This is a genomic window from Parapedobacter pyrenivorans, from assembly GCF_014636865.1.
GTDB lineage: Bacteria > Bacteroidota > Bacteroidia > Sphingobacteriales > Sphingobacteriaceae > Parapedobacter > Parapedobacter pyrenivorans.
Map to the genome: position 1 here is coordinate 2,814,995 of NZ_BMER01000001.1, position 23,840 is coordinate 2,838,834.

Genomic DNA, 23,840 nt, shown 5'->3' on the forward strand with positions numbered 1-23,840 from the left:
GCATTGGGAGAAGATTAGATTCTGGTTGTAATCGGATTAGAAAACGATTAGATCAATACGATTAGATTAGTGCAAAACCGTGTAGGCCGGCCATCTCAAATGCACGGTGCTGCCCTTTGTTTCGACCGAAGAAATACTGAACGATACATTGTTTTGTTTGCAGATCAGTACCGCCAAGGATAGGCCGATTCCGCTTCCCTTAATTTGGCCAACATTGTTGCCGCGATAAAACGGTTGATGAATAAACCGCAGTTCATTTTCGGCAATACCACGGCCGTGGTCTTGTATCTCCATGGTCAATTGACCGTTTTGCTCCTTGAGCGAAACAGTTACTGGTTTGCTATCAGCATATTTCAGCGCATTTTCCATTAAGTTATACACCGCTATCTGCATTTGACTTCCATTTCCTTTTATGGTAAGCCGCCCGGCTGATGGTACATCCATGTATACGGATATCAGCGGTTTCGCATCCGGCCATTCGCGGTAAATTCGGTCGAGCGTTTCCCAAAGCATTTCATCAACACGGTAGCTGGTATTCCCTTGGTCAGCTTCTCGTAGCCCGGCGAGGAGCATCAGGTTGCGGAGTAACTCCTCCATGTGGTATACCTGCGTCACGACCCGGCCTGTCACCTCGCGGTATTCCTGTGCTGTGCGCTCCTTTTGTGCGAAAACTTCGAGGTTGCCCGAGATCGACGCCAATGGCGTTTTGAATTCGTGCGATACATAGTTGATAAAGTTACGTTGGATAACAAAGGCATCCGATAGCCGGACAAGAAGGTCGTTGAAGGTCAGGACCAATGCGTGAAGCTCATCACGGGGCTCCGGTGGTATAACCGTATTGTCCAGCGAATGGATATCTATTTTGTTGACCTGCTTGATGATGTGAGCAACAGGCTGATAAGCCAAGCGGGATAGCCAGCGGCTCAGGAGAACGATGATGATTAATCCGAGCAGTAGTGCAACCACCATCATGAGCAACAGTTGCCGGCTTTGTGACACAAGGAATGCGTCAGTGGTAGCGACCACTATGACGAAGTCACCTTGGTTGTCCGGATAGAAAATACCGTAATAATAATGTCCATTGGCATTAGTGTTTGCCTTGCCCTCGCTGCGGATACGCTCAAGTATGCCGGAAGTCAACTCCTTGTCGAGTCTTCCATTTCCATAAGTCAGGCGATTGTTTTGATCGTAAATCTTGACGTCCGTGTTGAACATGGTCGCGTCGAATTTGCTGCGCACCTGCTGATGTTCGTAGGCGGGCAACTCATCTTTTTCGAGATATACCATGGCCGCCAGCATGCTGGTTTTTTGAAGTTCGCTGAAAATGATCCGTTCAGAAGTGTCATAGAATACCGCATAGACCAATACCGCAGCCAAAGCGAACGCGATTCCGAATGCCGCGGAAGCGATCAGCGTCAGTTTATTGCGAATGGTCATCGCTGCCATCAGTAGTGAGGATCTTTGAATAGGTAACCGGCGCCTTTTACTGTTTGGATAAACTTGATCCCGCCGTTTTCGAGTTTAGCGCGGAGGTAAGATATATATACATCTACTACGTTTGTATTGTTGTCATAGTCGATTCCCCACACTGCGTTTAGAATCCGGGTGCGGGGCTGTACCTTATTTTTATGTTCAAAAAGATATAACAGTAGCTTATATTCTTTGGGTGATAATTCTACCCGTTTGTGGTCAAGATATACGGCGTATTCGTCTACATTAATGGTGAGGTTGGCGCACTGATAAACACCACCTGTACCCATTTCATTGAATTTCTTCCTGCGGACCAACGCATTTATCCGCGAAATCAATTCCCTGAAATGAAAAGGCTTTACCAGGTAGTCGTCTGCACCGCTATCCAGCGCGTTTACCTTGTCATTCGTTCCATCCAGGGCACTCAGCACCAATATTGGGGTGTGGTTGCGCTGATACCGAACGAGTTTCGTAAGCTGCACGCCATCGATCCCGGGCAACATGATGTCCATTAGAATAATATCCCATGTATATGACTGAATGCGTTCTCGGGCTTCTTCACCCGACGTTGACAATACAACGGTGTGCCCATGCTCGCCCAAGCCTTTGATGATGAACTCACTGATTCGGCTATCGTCTTCTATTAGGAGGATATTCATGGATTGCAGCTTCTATGACAAATCGAGCGCAAATTTAGTCATTTAAAGTGAGCGATCAACTTTTCGCACTTCCATTCCCTGCAGCAGCAGTATTTGACATCGACCATCGCACCCGCTTGGAGTATTATAATGTAATGTACTATCGGGTGCCCCGAAGCACATGGTACAGGATAGTTGTCCGGGTTTTTCTTATTAACTTTGTTCTATTGACCAATTTACCTTGTGGTTATAAGCTGTTTTTTGCTGTGCTGATGTCCAATAACAGACCTACATTTGAAATGATAAAAATTAGTAAACCAGTATATTATCCATCGGTAATCAAAGCCTTGCTAGCAGTTGCTGTCGTCGTTTTTATTCACGTTTCAGCTATCGCTGAAACGATTCAGTCGACTGAGGCCGAGCAAGCCATTGTCGCCACGGAGCGGTGGTGGGGTTGGGAGTTTTTGGGCAGACTTCATCCTTTGCTGGTCCATTTCCCGGTGACCTTATTACTCATAGGCGCAGTAATGGAGCTAGCAACCCTACGGAAATTTCAGTCGCAGCTTCGGCCCGGTATTCGATGGATGGTTTTTTTAGGCGCAGCCAGTGCGGCGCTTGCTGTGTTATTTGGCTGGTTGCTGGCATCCTCTGGAAACTATGGGGGTGACACGTTTGTCTTACACCAATGGACTGGAGTGGCTACTGCCGTTTTAGGGGCGGTGGCCGCTCTCTTGCTGTGGCTTATCCGCTATCGACACACTTACGGTTTGATACTGGTGTACCGAGGCATACTTTTCCTTACGGCAATGGGCATTTTTGTTGCAGGCCATTATGGCGGCTCGCTTACTCACGGGCAGGATTATTTGATTGGTGTAACACCGTGGGCACCACAGGACGAGCAGTTAGCAGAAATAGCCGGCGGTCCTACGTCGATGAATCTGGATTGGGTTTCCTTTGCGAGCGCGTCAGACAGTCTGAGCGCAGAACAAGAGGCAGACCTTAATATCGCGGCCCGTACCATACTGGCCCACCATTGTTATCAATGCCACAGTAGTGACAAATCCGAGGGCAAACTACGGCTGGATCAAAAGGAATTGGTTTTCAAAGGCGGGGAATCAGGTCCGGTCATTGAACCAGGCAACGCGCAGAAAAGCGAGCTGATACGTCGCATTACGTTGCCGGCGGGTCACAAGGAAGCCATGCCTGGTAAGGGGAAGCCGTTGCAGGAACGGGATATCGAGTTACTCAAACTTTGGATAGATAGAGGAGCACCATGGCCTGAAGGTGCTTCCCAAGGTGTCTTTAAGGAAGCCAAGCTTGCACCACGCAAGCCAGAGCTTCCAGCGGCAACAACCGGCCTGTCCAATCCCATCGACCGTTGGGTAAATGCCTATTTTGAGAAAAAGGGGATCAAATGGCAGCCCATTGTAGATGACCGCACGTTTCTTCGCCGGATATTTTTTGACATTGTCGGATTACCCCCTACACCCGAAGACCTCCAGCAATTCAGTGCTGACACCCGCCCCGATAAACGCGATCGGATCGTTGAAGCGTTGTTAGCCCGGAATGATGACTATGCTACACATTGGACCACTTTTTGGAATGACTTGCTACGAAATGACTATACCGGCACAGGCTATATTACTAACGGACGGTTTAACATATCGGATTGGCTTTATCGATCCTTGGCGGCCAACACGCCATACAAACAATTTGTGATGGAGCTTCTGGACCCCAACGAAAGTTCAAAAGGATTCATCAAGGGTATTGAATGGCGGGGAGCGATCAACAGTAGTCAGACTACAGCAATGCAGGCGGCACAGAATGTTTCACAAGCTTTGCTGGGATTGAATCTGAAGTGCGCATCTTGCCATGACAGTTTTGTCAGTAACTGGAAGCTGGATGATGCCTATGCCTTCGCTAACATATTTTCTGAAAAACCGCTGGAAATCAATCGCTGCGATATTCCGACCGGGAAGATGGCCGATACACGATTACTGTGGCAGGAATTAGGAAACATTTCGAAGGATGCTACTGTAAAGCAAAAATCGGCAGAACTGGCAGAACTATTGACCCAGCCAGACAATGGCCGCTTATACCGAACGGTGGTGAACCGGATTTGGGCACAGCTGATGGGTCGGGGGATTGTTGCGCCTACCGATGAAATGGATAGGGAACCCTGGAGTGCCGATTTGTTGGATTGGCTTGCGGTGTATTTCGTGGAGGAAGGTTATGATATCAAACAATTGATCTACCTCATTACCACATCAAATAGCTATCAGCAGCCTTCCATGTCGATTGAAAATCCGGATATGATTAATTCAATGGAATTTGTATTTACGGGGATGCTCAAGCGCAAGCTTACTGCCGAGCAGTTTGCCGATGCCGTCAGCACGGCGATACATCCGGTATATCCGATTTCATCGCTTAAGTATAACCCTTATGGTGGGGCTGAGCAATATCAGCGCGCCAACACTTTTGTACGGGCATCGTTGGTACAAAATGACCCGTTTCTCACCGCGCTGGGCAGACCCAGCCGTGAAAACGTAACCAGTGTACGCGATGGACAGTCAAATCTCCTCCAAGCGATGGAGCTGACAAATGGTGAGCTACTCAATGAGACGTTGGCCAAAGGTGCCAATAGCTGGGCAACCCACTACAAAAGTAGTGATGAGCTTATCCGCTCGGTTTACAGGCAAATCTTAGCCCGCGATCCAACGGACAAGGAACACCAGGTAGCGCAGGGTTTATTTGGTGATACCGTTGAAGAAGCGCAGGTGCAGGATTTGTTATGGGCCGTGGTGTTGCTGCCCGAATTTCAGTTTATCGATTAAATTATCCATATATCCATGCAGTACAATAGAAGAAATTTCCTGAAGACCGCCAGTGCGAGTACCCTGGCTGCCCTGGCGGCTGGTGCGCCCCTTTCGGGCTTTTTGGCCTCCTGCGGTGCGAAGTCGGCCGCTACTGCAGATACAGTCATCCTATTGTGGATGGCTGGCGGTATGGCCCATACGGATACGTTTGATCCGAAGAGATATACACCGTTTGAAAAAGGATTGGACTCCCAGCGTGTACTCAGCACATTCAAAGCAATCCCTACGGCATTAGATGGAATCCAATTTTCTGAAGGGCTGGAAAACATGGCGACCCTTATGGATAAAGGAACGCTCATTCGTTCGTATGTTGCGGCCGATTTGGGGCATATTTTGCATTCACGGCATCAGTATCACTGGCACACCTGCTATGAACCCCCTCAGACGGTGGCGGCCCCGCACATCGGTGCCTGGATTGCACAGGAGCTTGGCCCCAAAAATCCGGTGATACCAGCATTCATCGACATCGGTCAGCGGATGACCGTTGGCGAAGCCGAAGAACTCAAGGCATTTCATACCGCCGGTTTTTTGGGAAGTGAGTTCGGGCCTTTCATGATCCCAGACCCATCATCAGGCCTCGATGCCGTAAAGCCTCCTGCCGGTATGTCGTTTAGCCGATTCGAACGACGTAACCAGCTATATACCGAATTGCTGGATCAAAGTCCGATAGGTGAATACGCCAGCGATTATCAGAAGGAATCTTTCAGGCGATCTATGGAGCAATCGTATCGGTTGCTTAAATCGCCTGAAGCTAAGGCATTTGACCTCAATGATGAGCCCAAGGAAAGCTACGATATTTACAATACCGGAAAGTTTGGGTTGGGTTGCTTGATGGCACGGCGGCTTACCGAACAGGGTGCGCGGTTCATTAGTGTCACAACGGAATATGAGCCCTTTATGGGCTGGGATACCCACGAAAATGGCCATGTCCGTACGCGTGATATGAAAAAACTCATTGATGCGCCGATTGCACAACTACTTAAAGATTTGGATCGTAGTGGGCATCTCGACAGGACGTTGGTTATTGTTGCGAGTGAATTCAGCCGTGACATGGTAATGGAGGGACGGCCTGGAGCAGAGGTGTTGCACCAGGTGGAGCAGCCCGATGTCATCAACGATATCAAGAATTATGGCATGCATCGTCATTTTACCGATGGTTGCTCCATGCTTATGTTTGGCGGTGGGATAAAAAAGGGATTTGTTTTTGGTAAAACAGCAGACGAACGCCCCTGTAAAACCATTGAAAAGCCAATCCGGATTGAACAGATACACCAATCGATTTATCACGCTTTGGGGATTGACCCGCAGAAGCATGCTGTCGTTGAGGGGAGACCGTTTTATACAACACCGGATGGTGTTCATAAAGCCGAGCTGGAGTTGTTCGGGGGATAATGAGTACATCCGTATCAATTACTGTATTTCGCATCGCTGACATCGGATAGGAGGTTCCATGCCAACAAAATTTGACTACTAAATATATTAGTATTAATTTTGATGTCCCCAACTCGGTAGGACATGGCATATGTAGAATTACAGGTAACGACGAATTTCAGCTTTCTCCGCGGGGCTTCGCATCCCGATGAGCTGGTGGAACGGGCGGTGGCACTGGGTTACCCGGCTGTGGCCGTGACGGACCGCAACAGCTTCGCGGGCATTGTGCGGGCACACATGGCGGCGAAGAAGCACGGCATACGTCTGATTCCGGGCTGCCGTCTTGACCTCCTGGATGGCCCTAGCCTGCTGGCTTATCCCACCGACCGGGCAGCCTACGGGCGGCTATCCCGGCTGCTTACCAAGGGCAACTACAGGGCCGAAAAGGGGCAATGTCACCTGTACCGTGCTGATGTCTACGAATACAGCAAAGGCATGCAATTCATCGCCGTTCCACCCGATAAACTGACGGCTGCGTTTGAACTGGAACCGAATTATGTAAAGCACATTACAGAATACCGCGAGGTGCTGGGTAATCATTTCTGCCTTGGCGCAGTACGTACCTATCTAGGCGATGATGCCAAGAAGCTGTTCCGTATCCACCAGCTCTGCGAGTGGCTCGATATGCCGATGGTGGCGCTCAATGATGTACACTACCACATATCAGAACGGCGGGAGTTGCAGGACGTGCTGACCTGTATCCGCGAGAAATGTACCATCCAGACCGCTGGCTATCGCTTGCATCCCAATGCGGAGCGGTATTTAAAACCCGCGGATGAGATGGAGCGCTTATTCCGGCAATACCCCAAAGCTATCCGAAATGGGGAGGCCATCGCCGATGCCTGCCGTTTTTCGCTTAGTGAGCTGGAGTACGTGTACCCCCAAGAACTGACCCCGGATGGACGTACTCCGCAGGAAGAACTCACCCGGCTTACCTGGGAAGGTGCCAGGGAACGTTTCGCGGATGAGATTCCGGATAACGTGCGGGAAACCATTAATATGGAGCTGGCGTTCATTGCGAAGAAAAACTATGCTTCCTACTTCCTTACAGTACACGACTATGTACGCTTTGCACGTGGGCGCAATATCCTATGCCAGGGCAGAGGTTCTGCAGCCAACTCTACGGTCTGCTACTGTTTAGGCATCACTTCCGTCAATCCAGCTAAGGTCCGGTTATTGTTCGCCCGCTTTATGTCTGATGCGCGTGATGAGCCACCCGATATCGACGTAGACTTCGAACACGAACGGCGCGAGGAAGTCATCCAGTACATTTATGAAAAATATACACGTAGTCGGGCAGCCATCGTAGCTACCGTCACGCAAGTCCGTGCCAAAGGTGCCGTGCGCGATGTTGGTAAGGCCATGGGGCTGTCGCTGGATGCCATAGGGAGGCTTGCCGGTACGGTCAGCAGCCATTGGGACGATTACATCGACGAACAGCTGCTTGCCGAGCAGGGCTTCAATCCTAGCGACCCACACTTGCGCAAGGTGCTGCAATTGACGGCCCAATATATAGGTTTCCCCCGGCAATTGGGGCAGCATACGGGCGGTTTTGTCATTACGCAGGGCAGGTTGGATGAGTTGTGCCCCATCATCAATGCGCGGATGGAAGACCGGACGAACCTGGAGTGGAACAAGGATGACCTCGAAGCCCTCGGATTCCTGAAGGTAGACGTACTGGGTCTCGGTATGCTCACCTGCATCCGCAAGGCGTTCGATCTGGCAAAACATCACTACGGCCGTGAGCTTACACTGGCCAATGTCCCCGAGGATAAGTCAGAAGTTTACGACATGATCTGCCGTGCCGACACGCTTGGCGTATTCCAGATTGAAAGCCGTGCGCAGATGTCCATGCTGCCGCGGCTGAAGCCCCGCACCTTCTATGACCTCGTCATCGAAGTAGCCATCGTGCGACCAGGCCCGATACAGGGTGATATGGTGCATCCCTATCTGCGGCGCCGGAACAAAGAGGAGACCGTGGATTATCCTTCAGAAGAAATCCAGGGAATCCTTGAAAAGACCTTGGGCGTTCCATTATTCCAGGAGCAGGCCATGGAGATCGCCATCGTGGCTGCAGAATTTTCGCCAGCCCAAGCCGATGAACTGCGCAGGAGTATGGCCACCTTTAAGGCGGAAGGGCAGGTTTCAGCTTTCCGCGAAAAGATGGTAGACGGCATGGTCAAAAAGGGATACACATCGGAATTCGCCAACCGGGTATTCAGGCAACTGGAAGGCTTCGGTAGCTACGGCTTCCCCGAAAGCCATGCCGCTTCCTTTGCGCTATTGGTTTACATTTCCTCCTGGATTAAATGCTATTACCCCGACATCTTCGCTGCTTCCCTGCTAAACAGCCAGCCTATGGGCTTCTACCAGCCTGCACAGATCGTTATCGATGCCCGCAAGCACGGTGTGAAAATATTACCTGTAGACGTGAACCATTCCCAGTGGGACCATACGCTGGAATGGGAATTCGATGTAAAACACCATGCATTGCGCCTCGGATTCCGTCAGGTGAAGGGGCTGGGTAAGGAAGATATGGATGTATTGGTGACAGCTCGTGGTGATGGTTATACTTCCATTACGGCAGTGATTGGGGCTGGGGTGCCGCTTGCGGCCATGGAGCACCTGGCCGATGCGGATGCTTTCCGCTCGATGGGGCTTGACCGCAGGCAAGCCCTGTGGGTCGTGTCGGCTTTGCAGGATCGGCCTGTAGCCCTCTTTGAAGGGCTGCCATCAGAATGCACGAAGGAAGGGCAGATCGAACTGCCCCTGATGACGCTGGGTGAGCACGTTGTGCAGGATTATGCCAGTACAACGCTCTCCATCAAGGCACACCCTGTGAGCTTCCTGCGGGAAAAGCTCGGCTTGCTCCGTGTTACACCCACGGGAGAATTACCTAGCCTAAAAGACGGCATGTTCGTAAAGGTATGCGGTATGGTTACCGTACGCCAACGGCCCGGCACCGCCATGGGAGTACTGTTTGTCACCATTGAAGACGAAACGGGGTTTGCCAACCTCGTTGTGTGGGGGATGATGTTCGAGAAATACCGTCGCGAAATCCTGCAGGCCAGGCTACTGATGGTATCGGGCAAACTGCAAATCGAAGGTGAGGTCATCCATGTGATCGTACAACACTGTACCAATCTGAACGGCTGGCTTCGTGGATTGGCCACACCCGAAGAGGGGGATGCCGCACGGGTGTTCCACAAGGGGAGGAATTTTCAATGATAAAAAGACTTTATAAACAGAGAAAATTCCCCTTTTTTAAAAATGATTCGTCGAGCAAAGGCATGCACAAATCCAAACCCATATCCCAACAGTTGCACATAGCTTGTTATGACTGCCAGTAGTCCAATCAAGACATTCCTGGTCCTGAAGGTGGCATCAAGCAGGATAAACATGGTGTGAAATAGCAGCGGCAGGAGAAAGCATGAGGATACGATTACGGACAGCGCAGCAATCAGACCAACCCCAATGGTGAATGCAGCAGGAGCCAAATGCACCAACTTCAACGAATGAGGGTGTCGTTTGTATAGGTTGATCCGCGCAATGCCCGAGTTATACACCTGCTTAAAGAACCGCCGAAAGTTGGTGCGTCTTCTATGATATACATATGCGTCCTTGATCAGTCGAGTCTTGAATCCGGCATCGATAATTCGGATACTCATATCAATGTCTTCACCAAATCGCATCGTGGAAAACCCACCGGTACGTTCGAATACTTCCGCAGAATACCCCATGTTGAAACTCCTGGGATGGAATTTGTCTAGCTTTTCACTCCCGCCCCTGATACCGCCTGTGGTAAAAAAGGAAGTCATGGAATAGTTTATCGCCCGTTGCAACGACGTGAAATCTTCCCTTGCTCTGTCAGGACCACCGTAAGCATCGGAGTAATTCCGTGATAGCGATGTTCTGACGGTTTCGATATAAGACGCCGGTAATACGCAATCCGAATCAAGGATAATCAGATAGTCGCCTTTAGCAATCCTGCTCCCTGCGTTGCGCGCCTGTCCCGGACCTGAATTTGAGATGTAAGTATAATGAAGGTTCAGTTTTGATTGGTAAGTATCCACTTCATCTTCACATTTAATGATTGAACCATCTTCAACGACGATTACCTCAAAAACAGGATCCGTTTGTATGGATAGACTTTCCAGTAAATCCCTTACTTCGAAAGGGCGGTTGAACACGGGTATAATGACGGATAGGTGCATGGAGCTGTACGGAAAATTGAAAAGTTGCACAGGGTGCCGTTATTCGGTATCCCTCATAAACTTAGACGGAACAGCCACTTAATACGCTAAGCGTTTTTCCATATTTGTCGGGAAAATGACGGAAAACGAAAAAAGCGAATATTTTTATTAGCGTTTTACACAGCATACTCGTCTATACAATTGGAGACGCAAAACTTTAGATTCAAACGAACAGGATACCTGCTTTACGTGGACGGGAAAGATGACGAGTATTTAACGGATTTTTTTGATGGCCGGGTAGACCTTACCGCCGAACTGGAGGAAAAACTCTATAGCCGGTATTGGGGCAAACTGATGGGGGTAGCCCGCAGGTATGTGCAGGAAAGGGAAGTAGCACGGGAAATCGTGAACGATAGTTTCGTCAAGGCGTTCAGCAAATTGTCAACCTTCAGGGGCGAAGGTCAGGATAAGCCGATTATACTGAGGGCTTGGTTAATTCGCATTACCGTCAACACGGCCATAGACCGATTGCGTGCTCAGCGCACAATGCCTGAGGTTACACCCTTAGACGGATTGGAAAACCATCCCGCTATAGAAATGGATGACAGGCTGGGGATAGATGATATTTTACGTCTCATACAAGCCTTGCCTGACGTGCACCGGATCGTGTTCAACTTATACGAATTGGAAGGCTATTCGCACGAGGAAATCGGGAAGATGCTAAAAATACCGGTCAGTTCGAGCCGTGTCTATTTGGCAAAGGCAAAACAGGGATTAAGGGAATTGTATAGCAATTATTTCGGGGGGCGGCACGATGGATAAGAGACCAAAGAAGGAATTGATAAACGGCATCAAAGACTTCCTGAAGGATTTTGAGGAGCCATATGACCACGGGGAATGGAAGCGGTTCCAACGGCAAAGAAAAAACAGGCAGCGGAAACCCATTCCGCTTTTTATAAAACTAGCTGGGGTCGCTGCCTCCCTCTTCCTGATGGTCTATGCATCAGTCAGGTTTCTTCCATTTTTTGATCGGAAGGATGAAATCGGAGGGAAGGTACCCAAAGCGGTGCCCTATTGTATTGGAGACCGGGAGCAACAGACGAAAGACACAGCTAGTGTAGGTGCTATCCCGCCTTTGGTTGACGGTGATGATCAAATGCGGGAAATGCCCGAAGCAATAATGCCTGCTCAGCGATTGCCGGATTTTAACCGGGAGTTACAAACCCAGCCCAGCTCGGTAACGGCTAATACAACCGGGATAATGCTCGATTCGATACCCAAGGCACAGGCCATCAAAAACGTTGGGCTCCAAGCGGGACACTTCGGTGCAGATTTGCCCAGGCATGGGGATCCGGCGCAGACCAAACCGGCAAGATCAAACTGGATAAATTTGAGGGATACACGGATAGGGTTCAACATCAATCCCGCATTCACGAACAAGGGATTCTCTTTTGGCGGTGGGATAGCTGCGCAAATCCCACTGTTTAGCCGGATATCCACGGAAATCGGGGTAAGCTATACGAATTTAAGGGTTGGGGTGGACATGGCCCCCGATATGACCGATACCGTAAGGAGGCAACTCATCGGGATAAGGCATTCAGTCGGCATGGTCGCAATCCCGGTATCCTTAAATTTTCTGGTTACCAAGAATTTCTCAGCATCTTTGGGGCTGGTGCCTTTCCGGGTGGTCCGGGACCAACGCACGGACATCCTCCAATCCTTTCGATGGGTAAAGGGTGACGTTTTATCCGGAGATACAACCAGCCATCTGGTTGGCGAGCGGACAACGTCCAAACGGTCCGATTCGCTCTATATGGGGAAAACCTATTTAGGGTTCGTCCACATAGCTGGCCAGTTAAGCCCGCCAATCCTAAAGCGATATAATATGGTCATCACACCGTTTGTCGCCATTCCTTTGGAGGGGTTAAGCAAGGAAAAATATCGTTGGTTGCATGGGGGAGTGTCGTTCCGTATCTATTTGCGTTGATGAGCTACTTTCCACTTCCTAGCAATTTGGGAGCCTGCTAATAAACAATAGCGGCCAGCTGATTGATATCAGCCGGCCGCTAACGATTACATTATGCACCTTTAATTAGTCGTCTTTCTTTTCTTCGGCAAGGTCCGACGGTTTGGAAGAACCATTGTCACCTGCCTGTATGTTGACGACTACCTCTTCTTTATCCTTCTTGTAGTCAATCTCCAGTGTGTTTCCTTCGGCCACCACGCCTTTGAGGATTTCTTCGGCGATGGGGTCTTCCAGATACTTTTGGATAGCTCGCTTAAGCGGACGCGCACCAAAATTGCTGTCGAAGCCTTTTTCGGCAACGAATTCCTTAGCGGCATCCGTAAGCTTAATGTTGTAGCCCAAAGCTTCAATGCGGACGAAGAGCGACTTCAGTTCAATGTCAATGATTTTGAAAATGTGTTCCTTATCCAATGAGTTAAACACAATCACATCGTCGATCCGGTTCAGGAACTCAGGAGCAAAAGCGCGCTTTAGTGCATTCTCAATTACACTGCGTGAGTGCGTTCCTGCCTGTTCGGTCTTGGCAGCGGTCGTGAAGCCCACGCCTTGCCCGAAATCCTTTAATTGACGGGCTCCGATATTGGAGGTCATGATGAGAATGGTATTCCTGAAATCCACGCGACGGCCAAGGCTATCGGTAAGCTGCCCTTCATCCAATACCTGCAGCAACAGGTTGAAGACATCGGGATGTGCTTTTTCAATCTCATCAAGCAACACCACCGAGTACGGTTTGCGGCGTACCTTCTCTGTCAACTGGCCTCCTTCTTCATAGCCAACATATCCCGGGGGCGCACCCACTAGGCGGGAGATCGCGAATTTCTCCATGTATTCGCTCATGTCAATCTGGATGAGGGAGTCCTCGCTGTCAAACATGAAGCGGGCCAGTTCCTTTGCCAATTCGGTCTTGCCGACACCGGTAGGACCCAGGAAGATAAACGAACCGATTGGTTTTTTAGGATCTTTCAATCCAGCGCGCGTGCGCTGGATCGCCTTAACCAGTTTCTTCACGGCCTCGTCTTGCCCGATGATGCGATCTTTCATCGATTCGGCCATACCCAAGAGCTTCTGACTATCCGATTGCCCTACCCGCTGTACGGGGATGCCGGTCATCATTGACACCACTTCGGCGACGTTGTCTTCCGTTACGGTATATCGCTTGGTTTTGGTTTCGGCTTCCCAAGCAGTCTTTTCTTCTTCCAGCTCTTCAAGCAATTTTTTCTCCGTGTCGCGCAGTTTAGCCGCTTCCTCGTATTTCTGGCTGCGGACCACTTTGTTTTTCTCGACCTTTATTTCCTCGATTTTCTGTTCGATATCGATGATGCTTTGCGGCACGTGGATATTGGTGAGGTGCACACGAGAGCCCGACTCATCCAGGGCATCAATGGCCTTGTCTGGCAGGAAGCGATCCGTGATATAGCGTGTGGTCAACGTCACACAGGCTTCGATGGCCTCGGGCGTATAGTTGACGTTGTGGTGCTCTTCATACTTTTCCTTAATGCGGTTCAGTATTTCCACCGTTTCGTCATGCGTAGCGGGCTCAATCATCACTTTTTGGAAACGGCGGTCAAGTGCACCATCTTTTTCGATGTATTGCCGGTATTCGTCGAGTGTGGTGGCACCAACGCATTGGATTTCACCACGGGCCAATGCCGGTTTGAACATGTTGGAGGCGTCCAATGACCCCGAAGCACCACCGGCACCTACAATGGTATGGATCTCGTCGATGAATAGGATGACGTCCGGCGATTTCTCCAATTCATTCATCACTGCTTTCATACGCTCCTCGAACTGGCCACGATATTTGGTGCCAGCCACCAAAGAGGCCAGGTCAAGCGTAACCACCCTTTTGTTGAACAGCACCCGCGATACCTTACGTTGGATGATGCGCAGCGCAAGTCCCTCGGCAATGGCCGATTTACCTACACCAGGCTCGCCAATCAATATGGGGTTGTTCTTTTTACGGCGTGATAGGATCTGCGAAACACGCTCGATCTCTTTTTCGCGGCCTACAATAGGATCCAGGCGGCCTTCTTCGGCAGCTTTGGTCAGATCGCGGCCAAAGTTGTCCAACACCGGTGTCTTCGATTTGATATCGGATACCTTCTTTGGCTGACTGAAATGATCTTCTTCTTTGAAATCGTCATCGCCGGCAGCCGAACCCGGTGCCTGATCCGTGATGCCTGCCTTATGTTGCTCAACATCTGCTTTGAATACATCATAGTTGATGTCGAACTGCTGCAGGATCTGTGAGGCAATGTTGTCTTCATCGCGGAGGATAGACAAGAGCAGGTGCTCGGTACCGATAACGTCGCTTTTGAAGATTTTTGCTTCCAGGTATGTGATTTTCAATACTTTCTCCGCTTGCTTGGTAAGCGGCATATTGCCAATAGGGGCACGAGACATCGAAGAACCTTTCACGGCATCTTCAATGGACTTGCGTAGTTCGGTGGTGTCGATCCCTGCATGTTTCAGTATCTTGATGGCCATGCCATCTCCTTCACGAATAAGGCCGAGCAACAAATGCTCGGTGCCGATATAATCATGCTTCAACCTGATGGCTTCTTCCCTGCTGTATGAAATCACATCCTTTACGCGAGGCGAAAATTTTGCTTCCATGAATGTTTTACCTTTCTTTTTGTATGCTAAGGATGCGATAAATGTAAAGAAAATTATCGCTTATGCCCTTAATATTTGTGTAACATTTATCAACAATTAAGCCATTGATACAAATATAACATTTTGTCAGGTGGCATAAAAGCTTTTATTGCACCTTTCTGACTATCTTTGCACTTCTTGTTTTTACGGGCGTTTTAAAAGACCATTGCATGTCAGACGAAAAGATCATATTCTCCATGGCGGGGGTAAGCAAAGTTTACCCACCCCAAAAGCAGGTGCTGAAAAATATTTACCTTTCCTTTTTCTATGGGGCCAAAATCGGCGTCATCGGCCTGAACGGCTCGGGTAAGTCATCGCTGTTACGCATCATAGCCGGGCTGGATAAATCCATCAATGGCGAAGTGGTATTCTCACCGGGGTATACCGTGGGTTATTTGGCCCAGGAACCTGAGTTGGATGCCCAGAAAACGGTGCTCGAGGTGGTGGAAGAGGGAGTGGCTCACGTGATGGCCCTGCTCCGGGAGTACGAGGAAATCAATGAAAAATTCGGCCTTCCCGAAGTCTACGAAAATGCCGATGAAATGGACCGACTACTGGCCCGCCAAGGGGAGATTCAAGATGAAATCGACGCTTCCGGTGCATGGGAGATCGATAGCCAATTGGAACGTGCGATGGATGCCTTGCGTTGCCCCGATCCGGATCGGAAGGTAGCCACATTGTCAGGAGGCGAACGTCGCAGGGTGGCATTATGTCGGTTGTTGCTGCAAGAACCGGATGTGCTTCTGCTGGATGAGCCCACCAACCACCTCGATGCAGAGTCCATCGATTGGCTCGAACAACACCTGCAACAATACAAGGGTACGGTTATCGCGGTGACGCACGACCGTTATTTCCTAGACAATGTCGCGGGCTGGATCCTGGAACTCGATCGGGGTGAGGGAATTCCCTGGAAAGGGAATTACTCTTCATGGCTTGACCAAAAAGCCAAGCGCCTGGCACAAGAGGAAAAATCGGAAAGTAAGCGACAGAAGACCCTGGAGCGCGAGTTGGAATGGGCGCGTATGGCGCCCAAGGCACGGCATGCTAAATCCAAAGCCCGCCTGCATAACTATGAAAAACTGGCCTCTGAAGAAACCAAGGAACGAGAGGACAAACTGGAGCTGTTTATTCCGCCGGGCCCACGGTTGGGCAATGTTGTCATCGAAGCCCAGCAAGTCAGTAAAGCGTATGGCGATAAACTGTTGTTTGAAAACCTCGACTTTTCATTGCCTCCAGCGGGCATTGTAGGCATTATCGGCCCCAACGGCGCCGGAAAAACAACACTCTTCCGATTAATCACCGGGCAGGAGCAACCGGACAACGGCACATTCCGTGTCGGGGAGACCGTAGCAGTGGGGTATGTCGATCAGTTGCATGACGATCTCAACCCTGATAAGACGGTTTGGGAAAACATCACCGGAGGAAATGAAAATATCCAGTTGGGGAACCGGGTGATGAATTCACGGGCTTATGTGTCTAAGTTCAATTTCAATGGCGCTGACCAGCAGAAGAAAGTAGGCGTACTTTCCGGCGGTGAACGAAATCGCGTACACCTGGCCATCACCCTAAAAAAAGGTGCCAACGTACTGCTGCTGGATGAACCTACAAACGATATCGACGTCAATACACTACGGGCGCTGGAAGAGGGATTGGAAAACTTCGGCGGATGTGCCGTGGTTATTTCACACGATCGCTGGTTCCTCGACCGCATCTGTACGCACATCCTTGCTTTTGAAGGCGATTCGCAGGTCTATTTCTTTGAGGGGAATTATTCCGAGTACGAAGAAAACCGTAAGAAGCGTTTGGGAGACAATGCACCCCAGCGTATCAAGTATAAAAAGTTGGTCAAAGGATAGATGGATACGTCGAGGTTACTCAAGGCAATTATCGAAAATGCAATCGATGGAATCATCACGATCGACCGGCACGGTATCGTGGATTCGATCAATCCGGCGGCGTCCAATATTTTCGGATACGAAGCACATGAAGTAATCGGTAACAACGTGTCGATGCTGATGCCCGAACCGGACCACAGTAGACATGACCAGTATCTCCACAATTACCTGGAGACCGGCGTCAAGAAAATTATCGGTATTGGCAGGGAGGTGAGGGGGTTGCGCAAGGATGGAACGACGTTTCCATTCCGATTGGCAGTGAGTGAGGTGCATTATGAAAACAAGATTGCCTTTACCGGCTTCGTACATGACCTGTCAAAAGAAAAGGAGGCGGAGGAAAAGCTCATCCAACACATGGAGGAGTTGGAAGCAACAGTTAGTAACCGTACAAAAGATTTGATTAAATTGGTGTCCGAACTGGAAAGGACCAAATCCGAGGTAAGCCAATCGCTAGAAAAGGAAAAGGAACTCAATCAACTCAAATCGCGCTTCGTGTCTATGGCTTCGCATGAGTTTAGAACGCCGCTCAGCGCCGTGCAGTTGTCGGCCTCGTTAATTGAAAAATATGTAGAAAGGCCGGATCCCGCCAACGTACTCAAGCACACAGCCCGGATTAAAAGTTCGGTGCAGTTGCTGACCAGTATCCTGAATGACTTTTTATCCCTTGAACGGCTAGAGGCTGGTAAGGTATTGGCAAACAACGAAGAAATAAACCTGGTGGAGCTCGCCGAGGAAATTACTGAAGAGATGCAGCTGATCTGCAAAACGAACCAGCATATCGTTTACCAGCATACCGGAGCTAAGGGGGCGTTTGCGTTGGATGCCAACCTGCTTAAAAATAGTATCATTAATCTGATTTCCAATGCGATTAAGTATTCGGGCGAAAATACGTTCATTGAATTCAGTACGGAAATCAATGGCGAAACGTGTACGGTTATCGTAAAAGACGATGGCATCGGCATCCCCAAGGACGATCAGAAAAGCCTTTTTGAGCCGTTTTTCCGCGCGCATAATACAGGCAATATACCAGGTACCGGCTTGGGTCTTAATATCGTGAAAAGGTACGTGTCACTGATGGGGGGAGAAGTGGCTTGTCACAGTGCGCAGGATAAAGGAGCAATTTTTACACTTACATTCCGCACATCGTAGGCAAAATGGCAGCTAAGAAAACAACCATATTGATCATCGAAGACAACGATGATATCCGCGAAGGCACGAAGGAAATCCTCGAACTCACCGGCTATGAGGTGTATACCGCATCCGAAGGAAAGACAGGTGTAGACCTGGCGTTGAAGCACCTGCCGGATGTCATCCTGTGCGATATCATGATGCCGGAACTGGATGGTTTTGGTGTCCTTTACATGCTTTCCAAACATCAACAAGCCTCAACGATACCTTTTATTTTCATGACAGCCAAGGCCGAACGGGCCGATATGCGCAAGGCGATGGAGTTAGGGGCGGATGATTACCTGACCAAACCGTTTGATGATATCGAACTGCTGAATGCGATTGAGACCCGTCTGAAAAAACGTAAACAACTGGAATCGGAAAGTATCAATCTGAAAAACCTGTACCTGAGCGAGGAGGAACAGGATATATTGCTTCAAGAACTCGTGCAGCGGTCGCGGCTGAAAACCTACAAAAAAAAGCAGGCGGTTTACGAAGAAGGCGATACACCCCTGTATGTCTACTTTGTGAAAACAGGTAAGGTGCGGCGGTTCCTGCATTACCTAGACGGCCGGGAGCTTGCTACGGATATCCATGCAGAGGGTTCGTTTTTTGGCTATGGAGCGGTATTGCTTCAACAGCAGTATACGGATAATGCGGAGACCCTCGAGCATGCGGAGCTGGCGCTTATCGAGCGGGATAATTTCTTTGAGTTGCTCTACCGCAAGCCGGGTATCGCCAGCAAATTCATCAAGTTGCTTTCGGGCAATATCCGTGGCAAGGAGGCCCAATTATTGGCTTTCGCTTATGATTCCGTTCGCAAACGGGTGGCCAATGCATTAATCCATGTCGCAGACAAGACGTTGTCGGGCGTAATAGCCGACGAATGCCTAATCCGTATTTCGCGCGATGACCTGGCCTCCCTGGCGGGTACCGCCAATGAAACCATCAGCCGGATGCTTGCCGATTTTAAGGACGAGAAACTGATTGCGAAGGAGGGAAATGCCATCCGTGTCTTGTCATTGAATAAACTGCGTCACATCAAACAGTAACCCGCCGAAAGTGATCTAAATCACTTTTTATCCTGATGGCCTTCATCTACGGCTATCGCTGCCCCGTTTAGCTTTGTGGAATAATGATGAAACATGAAAGCTATCGCCTACAGCATAAAACCGCAAGAGAAGGAATTTTTAGCAGTAGCCAACGGAAAGAGGCATGATTTGACTTTGATTTCCAATGAATTGAATTCGCAGACTGTGTCCTTCGCGCTTGGCAAGGACGTTGTGATTATATCGGACTATGACATCCTCGATCGCCAAATGCTTTGGGAGTTAAAAGCGATCAGTGTAACTAAAATCATTACCCGCTCGAAGACCACTACACATATCGACCTAAAGGAAGCAACACGGATGGGCTTCAATATTGCCAATGTGCCGGAAGAAGACCAGACGCTTGAAAGTATTGCTAAGCAAACCATGCGTAATCTCAATGCATGGGATACAGGCAAATGCGTAGGTAAGGCCTGTTGTTGCCAAAAGGTATGTGCAATGGATAGAAAAAGATAGCACCATGGGAGAAAATAAGATTGTCGACTTGATACAGCGCTATGATGTGGCTGCGCCACGCTATACCAGTTACCCGACGGTACCGTGCTGGGATGGGCAAGGCTGGAATTCGGATAACTGGAATCATCACGTCCGTTCGCGCTTCGCAGTGTCATCTTCGCAGGGAATAAGTCTTTATATCCACCTTCCTTTCTGCGAGAGCCTGTGTACGTATTGCGGATGCAACACACGGATCACGAAGAACCATGGCGTGGAAGAGCCGTATATCGATACGGTATTGGCAGAATGGAAGCTCTATCGCAATTGCCTCGGCGTGGACGAAATTCCTATTGCCGAATTACATCTTGGTGGCGGAACCCCCACGTTCTTCAGTCCGCACCAGCTTCGCCGCTTGGTTGAAGGATTGCTGGCGGGGAGCAAGGTGATTGCCGGGGCCTCATTTTCATTCGAGGCTCACCCGGCGAATACAACGGTGGATCATCTCCAAACGTTGTTCGATGTTGGGTTTAAGAGGCTGAGCCTCGGCATACAGGATTTTGACCCCGAAGTACAGCGGCTAATCAATCGCCGACAAACCGACGCCGACGTAAGGCGGGTGATGGAAGACGCCCGCCGCATCGGCTATACGTCTATCAACTTTGACCTGATTTACGGCCTCCCGTTGCAGTCGCCCAAAACGGTTCGCGAAACCATGACAAAGGCGTTGGCGATGCGGCCCGACCGGATTTCGTTTTATAGTTACGCCCACGTGCCTTGGATGCGACCAGGCCAACGACACTATACCGAGGCCGATCTGCCGACAGGGAGCGCTAAACTGGAGTTATATCACCTCGGCAAGCGGATGATTGGTCAGGCGGGCTACCGCGATGTGGGCATGGATCATTTTGCTTTGCCGGAAGATCCGTTGTGCCTTGCTGCGGACGGCGGATCGCTGCACCGGAATTTTATGGGATATACCGATCGGTACACGCCATTGCTTATCGGACTGGGTGTGTCGGCTATCAGCGATTCTTGGACGGCTTTTGCGCAGAATGCAAAATCGGTCGAAGCGTATCAGGCACTGGTGAGGGAAGGGAAGCTACCTGTTTTCAAGGGCCATGTACTTACGGATATCGATTTACAGATCCGGAAACATATCCTCAATATCATGTGCCGGGGTTTTACGCTATTGGATATGCCCAGTGCGCAGGCGGCCAAGACAATCCGTCGCCTCACACCATTGCTTGAAGACGGGTTGGCGATATGGGATGGCACTGCCATTAGGGCAACAAAGACCGGCTTCTCGTTCTTGCGCAATATCTGCATGGCATTCGACGAAAGGTTACATAATAAACAACAGTCAAAGCCGCTATTCAGTAAGGCCGTATGATAGCTGAGAAAACCAGGTGTTACCATTGCGGTGATCCGACTGCCCATACACCGTATGAGCTGGATGACCATGCCTTTTGCTGCTTGGGTTGCCAAACTGTATACCAGGTGTTGCATAGCAATAACATGCAACAATATTATCGGTATAATACACATCCCGGAAAGAAAAGGCAAGCGCGCAGTGAACGGTATGATTACCTAGATGAAGCCACAATAGCCGATAAACTCATCGATTTCCGTAATGAGGAGCTAACGATTATCACCTGTTACATTCCGGCGATCCATTGCAGCTCGTGTATTTGGTTGCTTGAGCACCTGTATAAGTTGCATCCGGCGATTATGACATCGCAAAGTGACTTCATGAAGAAGCAGGTGACGATTACGTTCAAACAGGATGAACTCAGTTTGCGCGGGTTGGTGGAGCTGCTCGCGGATGTTGGCTACGAACCGAAAATCACCCTGCAGGATGTCGTACAAGAAAACCGGAAATTCTCACAGAAAGGGCTGATCGCTAAGATTGCCGTTGCCGGATTTTGTTTTGGCAATTCGATGATGCTCAGCTTTCCGGAGTACTTCGGAATGGCGGCATTCGAGGCCAGTTATTCGGTGTTTTTCGGCTGGATGAACTTAGCGTTTACGCTTCCGGTTTTGTTGTATAGCGGCCGGGATTACTTCGGGTCTGCATGGCATAGCCTGCGGCAGCGGCAGCTCAACCTGGATGTACCGCTGGCACTCGGTATCTTGGTGCTGTTTCTGCGCACGGCATGGGAGATTATTGGCGGCAGCGGTGCCGGGTTTGCCGATACACTTTGTGGGCTTGTTTTCTTCTTGCTGGTAGGCCGGTGGGTACAGCAGCGCACCTATCATCACATCTCGTTTGAGCGCGACTACCGATCCTATTTTCCGGTGGCGGTAACCCGCATCACCGAGGATGGTAATAAGCCGGTGCCGATAGCAGCCATCCAAGTAGGGGACCGGCTGGTCATCCGGAATAACGAGATCATCCCTGCGGATGCCATCCTTTTGAAAGGAAACGCCGCTATCGACTTTAGTTTCGTAACCGGAGAATCCCAGCCGGTACGAAAGGTGCTTGGCGAAATCATCTACGCTGGGGGGCGACAGCTGGGAGCGGCAATTGAACTGGAAGTAACGAGGGCTGTGTCGCAAAGCTACCTCACCCAGTTGTGGAATAATGAGGCATTCAAGCAATATGAACGGAAATTCCGGACATTCAGTAATGTCGTAAGCCGGTATTTTACGATCGCGTTGCTTACGGTGGCAATAACTGCCATGACGTATTGGTTTTTCCAGGATAACCCTGCAAAGGCTTGGGGTGCTTTTACAGCGGTACTAATTATTGGTTGCCCCTGCGCATTGGCGTTGAGCAGTCCATTTACGCTGTCGGCCGCATTAAGTGTTTTTGACCGAAACCGTTTCTACGTAAAGAACACGGCTGCCATTGAACAGTTGGCGGCGATAGACTGCCTGGTTTTTGACAAAACAGGAACCATTTCTTCGCCGGATGCCTCCCGCATGCATTTTGAAGGCGACCTTTCGGCAAACGAGCTGGCCATGGTGGTGGCCGTGTGCCGAAACTCCAGCCATCCGGTTAGCCGCGAATTGGTGAATTGGGCTGGGGCTGTTGCTCCGCTGGTTGCCGCCGATTTCCGTGAGCTACCGGGTGAAGGTATCGAAGCGATTGTCGGTACACATCGTATACGTGTGGGCAGTGGTGCTTTCATCGGGGTGGTCGATGGTAGTCCAGGTGCAAGCGGAGGAAGCCGGACTTACATCGCTATTGATGAGCGGATAATGGGTTGTTTCCATGCGGAGCAGCCGTGGCGGCCAAATCTACGAGCCCTAATGGGCAGACTAGCGGACGATTACAAGCTAAACCTGATTTCCGGCGATAACGATCGGGATAAGGATGGGTTGCGCGGGGTTTTTCCCAGCGATGCGGATTTGTTGTTTGATCGGCTACCTGCAGAAAAACTGGAATATATCCGTTCGTTGCAGACTGCGGGGAGGGCTGTGTGCATGTTTGGTGATGGGCTCAATGATGCCGGCGCACTGAAGCAGGCCGATTTGGGAATTGCGGTGAGCGACGATATCAACAACTTCTCACCAGGATGCGATGCGGTATTGGATGGAAAATCATTTGCCCAGCTGCCACGATTCTTTGCATTTGCAAAAGACGTTCGAAAGGTCATCCATGCAAGTTTCGGAATTTCATTAATGTATAATACCGTAGGGCTGAGTTTTGCCGTCATGGGAACGATGTCACCGTTGTTTGCTGCCGTGCTGATGCCGTTGAGTACGGTCACCATTATCGGATTTACGACGGTGGCCACTCATTTATATGCTATTAAAAACCATCTTAATAAGGATTTGTCATGAGCGCTATTTTCTTCCTCATCGGCTGCAGTGTATTTATCGCCCTGATATTCCTCGCTGCTTTTTTTTGGGCCAACAAAACTGGGCAGCACGAGGACACGCATACCCCATCGATAAGGATGCTGTTTGATGATGAAAGCGAGGTCTAAAGCGAACGGAAGG

General features: G+C 49.9%; 16 protein-coding genes. 12 read left to right on the forward strand and 4 right to left on the reverse strand.

Going from position 1 to position 23,840, the window contains the following annotated elements; genetic code table 11:
- Positions 1–66 precede the first annotated feature (66 nt).
- Both IEV98_RS11065 and IEV98_RS11070 read right to left on the reverse strand, forming a co-directional pair.
- Positions 67–1,446, reverse strand: a complete 1,380-nt coding sequence (locus tag IEV98_RS11065) for a sensor histidine kinase (protein WP_188505890.1) — start codon at positions 1,444–1,446, stop codon at positions 67–69.
- On the reverse strand, positions 1,446–2,129 hold the full coding sequence (locus IEV98_RS11070; protein WP_188505891.1) for a response regulator transcription factor: 684 nt from the start codon (positions 2,127–2,129) through the stop codon (positions 1,446–1,448). The genes IEV98_RS11065 and IEV98_RS11070 overlap by 1 nt, the downstream gene beginning before the upstream one ends.
- 278 nt (positions 2,130–2,407) lie before the next feature.
- On the opposite strand from IEV98_RS11070, the gene IEV98_RS11075 reads away from it, so the two are divergent.
- The 3 genes from IEV98_RS11075 to IEV98_RS11085 all read left to right on the forward strand — a co-directional run bounded on the left by IEV98_RS11075 (position 2,408) and on the right by IEV98_RS11085 (position 9,643).
- Positions 2,408–4,942 (forward strand): DUF1549 domain-containing protein, encoded by a 2,535-nt coding sequence (locus tag IEV98_RS11075; protein WP_188505892.1) that lies wholly within the window; start codon positions 2,408–2,410, stop codon positions 4,940–4,942.
- A gap of 15 nt (positions 4,943–4,957) precedes the next feature.
- Positions 4,958–6,376 carry a DUF1501 domain-containing protein gene (locus IEV98_RS11080; protein WP_229738684.1) on the forward strand — a complete coding sequence of 473 codons (1,419 nt, stop codon included), beginning with the start codon at positions 4,958–4,960 and terminating at the stop codon, positions 6,374–6,376.
- A gap of 123 nt (positions 6,377–6,499) precedes the next feature.
- A complete protein-coding gene (locus IEV98_RS11085; RefSeq protein ID WP_188505893.1) occupies positions 6,500–9,643 on the forward strand; it encodes an error-prone DNA polymerase in 3,144 nt (1,047 codons plus the stop codon).
- Here the strand turns inward: IEV98_RS11085 and IEV98_RS11090 are convergent.
- The gene (locus tag IEV98_RS11090; protein WP_229738685.1) at positions 9,637–10,659 is read right to left on the reverse strand and encodes a glycosyltransferase; all 1,023 of its coding nucleotides are present in this window, start codon (positions 10,657–10,659) and stop codon (positions 9,637–9,639) included. The genes IEV98_RS11085 and IEV98_RS11090 overlap by 7 nt on opposite strands.
- 150 nt (positions 10,660–10,809) lie before the next feature.
- Between IEV98_RS11090 and IEV98_RS11095 the strand changes: the two genes are divergently transcribed.
- Together IEV98_RS11095 and IEV98_RS11100 are read left to right on the forward strand one after the other, a co-directional pair.
- Positions 10,810–11,430 (forward strand): RNA polymerase sigma factor, encoded by a 621-nt coding sequence (locus tag IEV98_RS11095; RefSeq protein ID WP_229738686.1) that lies wholly within the window; start codon positions 10,810–10,812, stop codon positions 11,428–11,430.
- Positions 11,423–12,595: a hypothetical protein gene (locus IEV98_RS11100; protein WP_188505894.1), complete on the forward strand. Its 1,173-nt coding sequence runs from the start codon at positions 11,423–11,425 to the stop codon at positions 12,593–12,595. The genes IEV98_RS11095 and IEV98_RS11100 overlap by 8 nt, the downstream gene beginning before the upstream one ends.
- Positions 12,596–12,700: 105 nt before the next feature.
- On the opposite strand, the gene IEV98_RS11105 is transcribed toward IEV98_RS11100, so the two are convergent.
- Positions 12,701–15,250: an ATP-dependent Clp protease ATP-binding subunit gene (locus IEV98_RS11105; RefSeq protein ID WP_188505895.1), complete on the reverse strand. Its 2,550-nt coding sequence runs from the start codon at positions 15,248–15,250 to the stop codon at positions 12,701–12,703.
- A gap of 209 nt (positions 15,251–15,459) precedes the next feature.
- Between IEV98_RS11105 and ettA the strand changes: the two genes are divergently transcribed.
- From ettA to ccoS, 7 genes are all read left to right on the forward strand, one after another.
- A complete protein-coding gene (gene ettA, locus IEV98_RS11110) occupies positions 15,460–17,145 on the forward strand; it encodes an energy-dependent translational throttle protein EttA (RefSeq protein WP_188505896.1) in 1,686 nt (561 codons plus the stop codon).
- Complete coding sequence (locus IEV98_RS11115) at positions 17,146–18,333, forward strand: PAS domain-containing sensor histidine kinase (RefSeq protein WP_188505897.1); 1,188 nt, start codon at positions 17,146–17,148, stop codon at positions 18,331–18,333.
- A gap of 5 nt (positions 18,334–18,338) precedes the next feature.
- Positions 18,339–19,403 carry a response regulator gene (locus IEV98_RS11120; protein WP_188505898.1) on the forward strand — a complete coding sequence of 355 codons (1,065 nt, stop codon included), beginning with the start codon at positions 18,339–18,341 and terminating at the stop codon, positions 19,401–19,403.
- A gap of 93 nt (positions 19,404–19,496) precedes the next feature.
- A complete protein-coding gene (locus IEV98_RS11125) occupies positions 19,497–19,916 on the forward strand; it encodes a Rossmann-fold NAD(P)-binding domain-containing protein (protein WP_188505899.1) in 420 nt (139 codons plus the stop codon).
- 4 nt (positions 19,917–19,920) lie between these two features.
- Positions 19,921–21,285: an oxygen-independent coproporphyrinogen III oxidase gene (hemN, locus tag IEV98_RS11130; RefSeq protein WP_188505900.1), complete on the forward strand. Its 1,365-nt coding sequence runs from the start codon at positions 19,921–19,923 to the stop codon at positions 21,283–21,285.
- Positions 21,282–23,681 (forward strand): heavy metal translocating P-type ATPase, encoded by a 2,400-nt coding sequence (locus tag IEV98_RS11135; RefSeq protein ID WP_188505901.1) that lies wholly within the window; start codon positions 21,282–21,284, stop codon positions 23,679–23,681. The genes hemN and IEV98_RS11135 overlap by 4 nt, the downstream gene beginning before the upstream one ends.
- Positions 23,678–23,827, forward strand: coding sequence for a cbb3-type cytochrome oxidase assembly protein CcoS (gene ccoS, locus IEV98_RS11140; RefSeq protein WP_188505902.1), 150 nt, complete (start codon positions 23,678–23,680; stop codon positions 23,825–23,827). Before IEV98_RS11135 ends, ccoS begins: the two co-directional genes overlap by 4 nt.
- The last annotated feature ends 13 nt before the right edge of the window (positions 23,828–23,840 follow it).